4 protein-coding genes are annotated in these 4974 nt (G+C 33.7%); 1 reads left to right on the plus strand and 3 read right to left on the minus strand.

Features of this window, described 5'->3' with window-relative positions; genetic code table 11:
- Positions 1-109 precede the first annotated feature (109 nt).
- Positions 110-1342: a DEAD/DEAH box helicase gene (locus KY054_03060; protein ID MBZ1356710.1), complete on the minus strand. Its 1233-nt coding sequence runs from the start codon at positions 1340-1342 to the stop codon at positions 110-112.
- 233 nt (positions 1343-1575) lie between these two features.
- Here KY054_03060 and typA point away from each other — a divergent pair, with 233 nt between their 5' ends.
- Positions 1576-3375: a translational GTPase TypA gene (gene typA, locus KY054_03065; GenBank protein MBZ1356711.1), complete on the plus strand. Its 1800-nt coding sequence runs from the start codon at positions 1576-1578 to the stop codon at positions 3373-3375.
- 67 nt (positions 3376-3442) lie between these two features.
- Here typA and KY054_03070 read toward each other — a convergent pair whose 3' ends face one another.
- The gene (locus KY054_03070) at positions 3443-4060 is read right to left on the minus strand and encodes a conjugal transfer protein TraX (protein ID MBZ1356712.1); all 618 of its coding nucleotides are present in this window, start codon (positions 4058-4060) and stop codon (positions 3443-3445) included.
- 294 nt (positions 4061-4354) lie between these two features.
- Positions 4355-4867 carry a hypothetical protein gene (locus tag KY054_03075; GenBank protein MBZ1356713.1) on the minus strand — a complete coding sequence of 171 codons (513 nt, stop codon included), beginning with the start codon at positions 4865-4867 and terminating at the stop codon, positions 4355-4357.
- Between the last annotated feature and the right edge of the window lie 107 nt (positions 4868-4974).

Genomic DNA, 4974 nt, shown 5'->3' on the forward strand with positions numbered 1-4974 from the left:
TCTTATTCATATTGTTTTAATTACTTTATAACTAATCATAAAGTAGGATAATTTCAAATAAAAAAATACCCCTATTTAAGGGGTATTTATTTTTTCCAATTCAATTAATCTAGCTAACAAAGGTTAGAGCAACTCCTTTTTGATCCGCTCTTCCAGTTCGTCCAATTCTATGAACATAATCTTCATAGGTTGAAGGAATATCAAAGTTAATAACATGACTTACGTTAGCGATATCTAATCCACGAGCTGCAACGTCAGTGGCAACAAGAATCTGAACCCTTTCAGTCTTAAAAAGATCTAGGGCCTGACGTCTTTTTGCCTGTGGCTTATCTCCATGAATTGATGCAGATCGGAATCCGCGCTTATCGAGTTCTTGTGAAAGCCTCTCTACTCCATGCTTGGTTTTTCCAAACACAAGCACTTTCTGAAATTCTTCTTTCTTAACAAGAAAAGAACAAAGCTTTTCAATTTTTTCATTCCCATCCTTTACGCGTACTATATCTTGATCAACGTTGGCCGCAGTTTCTCTTGATTTTACCGATACCTTGACCGGGTCATTAAGAAAAGTGCGAATAAGACTTTCGATAGCTGACGGTATGGTGGCTGAAAAAAGAAGTGTTTGACGTTCCTTTGAAAGTTGATCCATTAAAGATCTTATATCATCAATGAATCCCATATCTAACATACGATCTGCTTCATCAAGAACTATGTTTTGAAATCCTCCTAGCATAAGTCTCTTTCTTGTCACAAGATCTTTAAGCCTTCCTGGAGTTCCAATAACAAAGTTTGGATTTTGACGAAGTCTTGAAAGTTGCAATCCCATACTTGATCCTCCGATACATGTTGCAGAGTATATTCCTAGAGATCGAGTAAAAGAAAACAGTTCATCATTGATTTGAAAAGCAAGTTCCCTTGTAGGAGTTATTATCAACACCTTCTCTCTCTTATTCTTCAACACCTTATTAATAAGGGGAAGTAAGAAAGCGGCTGTCTTTCCAGTCCCAGTGTTTGCGATTCCAATAACATCCTTTCCATCTATTATAAAGGGAATGGTTTTGTCTTGGATTTCAGTTGGAGTTTTATAACCTTTCTTCTCAATATTACTTTTTAATCTTCCTTCAAAAGGAAAATCTAGAAAAGTACAAGCTGGGACGTAAGGCTTCTCCTGAGTATTTTCTGTTGACCTGTTAATAAATTTCGAGAAATGAATCGTTCCAGAACTAGTATTGCTCCTTCTTCCGAAAGATCTACCACTTCCTCCAGATCTGCCTTTTCCAGCATACTGATTCCTGTTTTGTGAAAAATTTCTTTTCACAGAATATTGTTTGTCTGTTTTATACATACATTTGCTAATCACTTATTACCCAATTGAGCCAGCCTCGCGAATTGGTAATCGTATCAGCAAAGATGGCATAAAAAATCTCACGGAAATCATCCCGTAAGTGGTGTGACTTTAGAAAAAGGATACATTAAATGCGCTTAAATGTCAACAATGCCCGTAGTACGTTTGACCTTTTGCAATCTTTGTAGTATTAATAGTCATACTTAATTTCCGCCTGAAAGCGGATTATTTATATGGAAATAAGGAACATAGCAATCATTGCCCATGTTGACCATGGAAAGACGACCCTTACTGATACATTAATGCAACAAACAGGAATGTCAGAAATTGGAGACAGCATGGACAGCAATACACTTGAACAAGAACGAGGTATCACTATTTATTCAAAAAATACCTCCGTTTATTATAAAGACACTAAGATAAATATTGTGGACACTCCTGGCCACTCGGATTTTGGTTCGGAAGTTGAGCGTGTTCTAAGATCAATTGACTCTGTTCTTTTGGTAGTTGACGCTCAAGAAGGTCCAATGCCTCAAACAAAATTTGTTTTAAAGAAATCCCTAGACTTAGGATTAAAGCCTATCGTTGTGATAAACAAAATAGATAAGCCGGCTGCCAGACCGGAGGATGTTAAAGAAATGGTCTATGAATTATTCCTTGATTTGGGAGCAAACGATGAACAACTAAACTTTTTAACCATATATGCAATTGCTCGAGATGGAATTGCCAAAGAAAATTTAAACGATGAATCAAAAGATCTAACTCCCCTATTAGACATGATACTAAGAGAAGTTCCAGTTGCTTCAAGTGAAGATTCAAAGAATAAGTTACTGCGAATGCAACCGTTTAATTTAGCTTATGATAATTTCCTAGGACGACTAGCTATTGGAAGAATCTATGAAGGAGAAATAAAGGATGGGTCTAGAATATTCATTAAAGGTCCTGAAGAAAATATTCGCGAAGGAAAAATATCAAAACTATTCACCTTTGAGGGATTGAAAAGAAAAGAAGTCAGCTCAGCTGCTGCTGGAGACATCGTCTTGGTTGCTGGACTTCCGGACATCTTTATCGGAGAAACTATTTGTATTAATACAGAACAAGTTCCACTACCATTTATTGATATCGACGAGCCAACTATTTCATTAAACTTGCTAGTTAATAATTCCCCTTTCGCCGGAAGAGATGGTGAATATGTTACCAATAGACAACTCAAAGAAAGACTGGAAAAAGAATTAGAAGTAAATGTTGGTCTTAAAATAAATTTTTCTGAAAATGATCGTTATAGAATTTATGGAAGAGGCGAAATGCATATTGCTATTCTCCTTGAAAATATGCGCAGAGAGGGCTATGAAATGCAAATATCACAACCTAATGTAATTATTAAAGAAGAAAATGGAATCAAAGTTGAACCGTTTGAAGAAGTAACAATCAACGTACCAGAAGATACGTCGGGGTCTGTTATCAAAAAACTATCAAATCGCCGAGGCAATATGATTCAAATGGTTCCCGATCATGGAAACGTAAAGATAATCTTTGAAATACCAACTAGAGGATTGCTTGGCTATCGAAATGAATTTGTAGTCGATACTAAAGGAGAAGGAATTATGTATTCTAGAGTTATTGGATTTAAACCATATGTTGGAGAAATAAAGAAAAATGACGTTGGATCAATGGTATCAATGGCAACTGGAAAAACTCTTGGCTTTTCTTTATTTAATCTGCAAAATAGAGGAACTTTATACATCGATCCTAATATTGAAGTTTATGAAGGAATGGTAATCGGAAATACAGCAAAAGGAAATGATTTAGCTGTAAACCCAACCAAAGGAAAACAACTAAGTAATATGCGTTCCTCAGGAGCTGATGAAGCTATCAACTTAAAACCACCGATAAGAATAACTCTTGAAAGAGGTATGAGTGTTATGAGCGAAGATGAATACCTTGAAATAACCCCAAAGAATGTTCGCTTAAGAAAGCAACTATTAACTGAAAACGACCGAGTTAAAGCTGGCCGAGGTAGATCTAAAATTTAATCAGTCTGCTGACTTTATAATATCTTATAAAGACCTTAAAAGAGAAGGTCTTTTTCTATAATAAAGATTATTTAAAAAACACTATCTTTATTAAATATATTAACAGTAAATGAGTCGGGTAAAAAAAGTAAAACAAATTTCTTGGTATATTTATCTCAAAAGAGGGCTTAAAAATTATTGGTAATGATAATATTGCGAATAATTGTATTGGAGTCTGATAATAAAAAGCTGATGCGAAGCTAGCTGCTGAAATTAGAAGAAACTGATGGTTTTTATTTTTGAAAAAATAGAATATTGATATTAATACCAATCCATAAATCTGATATTCAACAAAAAAAGAAAGAGGGGCTATTAAATAAACATATAAATACTTTTTCTCTTCTATCGCCCAAATAAGGAAAATTCCTAAAGCTAAGGAAAATAGTATGTTTAATTTAAATCCCTCATTTAATAAAAAGAATGGTATTTGAGAAATCAGACCAAATAGCAATATTCTTTTCACATATTCTTTTCTATCCGAGGTCATCCTATACCCTATTCCTAATTGATAAGCAAAAATAGGAAGAGCTATTCTTCCAATAATCCTTAATGCAGTCAAAGGGAATAAGAAGGCTCCAATATGATCAAGAAGCATTGAAATAATTGCTATTAACTTAATGAAATTACTTTGTCCTTTAGTAATCATTTATGAAAAAATTAAATGAAATTAATCATTAACACTTCAAAAACAAAACTCAAATGATTTCACCATTTTTAGAAACAATAGGATAACTTTTTTTTGATAAACGATAAGTAACTAGTAATCCGCTAAATCCCCCATCTTAATTGCTATTTTCATATTATTAACTCTGATTTAAATTGAATTAAATTAATTGATGTTATTATAACATAGCCAATTTTAAAATAAAAAGGCCGAGAAATTTCTCGACTTTTCTATAACTGAATAAGGAAAACATTAATTAATATTTTCTGGCATAATCTATTTCTTTTTCGTAACTGGTTTATCTTTTGAGCCTAATAATTTCTTTAGAATATCTTTTTTTACTACCTTTTTGGCTTCTTTTATCGCCTTCGTATCAGCAAGGTCAGGTTCAATTTCTTTTGGTGCTTGCTTACTAGACAATAAATTTATTATCGTATCTAGTTTAGTAATTACTTTATCAAGTTGTTCCTTAGATGTATCCCCTGCCTTAAAAACATTTATACTCTTGCTTTCAAAATCACTGCCTCTCTTCTCTTGAAATTTACCTCCTCCGTAGCTTGACTTATCATCTCTTCTATCACTTCCTCCTTGTCTTGAAAAACAGTCACTACAATAAACTGGTCTTTGATTGGTAGGCTTAAAGGGAACTTCACATCTTTTGCCACAATCAGCACAAATTGCTTGGTGCATTTCAGTTCTTCTTTGGTCTCTGTCCCGACTAAAAGAATCCCTTCCCTTTTCTCTGTCTCTGCTTCTCCTATCTCTGTCATTTCTATTGAAATTGCCCATATTTTTTATTATATTATTAATCCCTATTATACCCCATAATCGTTTTAAAAAGAATATGGTGGGTCTAAATTCAAATGAGGTGCGAATCTTGTATACTTATAACTGCT

This window comes from Candidatus Nealsonbacteria bacterium, assembly GCA_019923605.1.
Taxonomy (GTDB): domain Bacteria; phylum Patescibacteriota; class Minisyncoccia; order Minisyncoccales; family CSSED10-335; genus JAHXGM01.

Excerpts from the sequence above, each read along its gene's own strand:
- KY054_03060 (MBZ1356710.1), bottom strand. The coding sequence starts at position 1,342 with ATGTATAAAACAGACAAACAATATTCTGTGAAAAGAAATTTTTCACAA.
- typA (MBZ1356711.1), top strand. The coding sequence starts at position 1,576 with ATGGAAATAAGGAACATAGCAATCATTGCCCATGTTGACCATGGAAAG.
- KY054_03070 (MBZ1356712.1), bottom strand. The coding sequence starts at position 4,060 with ATGATTACTAAAGGACAAAGTAATTTCATTAAGTTAATAGCAATTATT.
- KY054_03075 (MBZ1356713.1), bottom strand. The coding sequence starts at position 4,867 with ATGGGCAATTTCAATAGAAATGACAGAGATAGGAGAAGCAGAGACAGA.